The organism is Archaeoglobus sp. (genome assembly GCF_017656475.1).
Taxonomy (GTDB): Archaea; Halobacteriota; Archaeoglobi; order Archaeoglobales; family Archaeoglobaceae; genus Archaeoglobus.
In genome coordinates, this window is the sequence record NZ_JACDNT010000092.1 from 1 (window position 1) to 1,161 (window position 1,161).

Below are 1,161 nucleotides of genomic sequence, written 5' to 3' on the forward strand. Positions count from 1 at the left end.
ACATGGAGCATCGGCTCAATGACGCCGACCGGGCGCCTACCGTCCGCGAGGGTATCATATTTGAATTCTATCACGCGGGCCGGATGAAGTTTAACCGGCTTAACGCCGGGCCTATTAATCCTCTGCTCATAGTAAAGCAGTTCGCCGTAGCGCTCCTTGTTCGGGTCATCCTGATAGACCGGCCACAGCGTCTTTGGGTCAATCAGTTCGAGGCCAATAATAGGCGTTTCGGGCGGCTCTTGGTCGGGCGGCTCGGTGTCGTTCTCGTAGATGATTTCGAGGTAGCCGACGCCGTAAATCATTGCGTTTTTAAGCAGGTCGATAAGCCTATTCTTTAAGTCCGTCCTCTTTTCAAGCTCAGTGAAAATCTCTTTTACGCGTTCATCCTCACTTTCTATCCTCAGCCAGCGCTCAAAGGCGTCGTGTGAACGCTTTAAAATACCTTTCCTCGTGAGCGGCTCTTTTAAGTAAGCGTTTTCACAGAGCAGCATTACTTCCTCGCTCAGCGGCTTATATACTGCTTTGTTTGTGATTATAGACGCCTGTGGCGTTAGGCTCTTCCGTAAGCGGAGCGGGCTAACGCGTTGTTTACGTGGAAACAGCCGGGCCGCGAGCGTGCTTATTTGCTTACGCGGAAACGTTACCATCTCATACCCTCCTCTTCATAAACATACGTGGCGGGAGTTTTGTTCCTCTCGCTAAGCTCACACGTGTGACGGCTAAAACTAAACTATCGGCGTAATCGGGCGACTTGGGTGGGTCAATTATCTTGATTTTATCCTTGCTTGTATAGTCCTGTTTCAGGGCAGAGAGGTCGCGGATAAGCTTCGAGTGGTTGGGAATAGCGATAATACCATCCTTGGCCGGGTCGAAATAGTCCCTTAGCTCATAATAGATTTGGGCCTTAAGGTTAGCAAAGAGGGCCTTTGCTTCGTCGTTGGTCGGGCTCGCGCCGAACTTGATGGGGCTGACGCGGACGCCCTCTTCTTTAAGCAAGTCGGTAACGCCACCGCCGACGCCCGTGTCATCCACGTTCACAACTTTAGCGTTATATTTCTCATAAAGCCGCCTCGCCCTCCTCGCTGTCCAGGTCGTTTCCTTCCCCTGCGCCGAAATAATATCAAAAACCTTTATCGCATTGCCTTTCTGCCCGATGACAGT

Annotated in this window: 1 protein-coding gene and 1 pseudogene; both read right to left on the minus strand. The window is 51.3% G+C overall.

Annotated features, from left to right (window positions below):
• Nucleotides 1-647: phage portal protein (locus H0Z19_RS11995; RefSeq protein WP_290726934.1), on the minus strand; the 647-nt coding region annotated here is incomplete at its 3' end.
• Between the two features lies 1 nt (nt 648).
• A pseudogene (locus H0Z19_RS12000) lies at nt 649-1,161 on the minus strand (hypothetical protein); the annotation flags it as partial.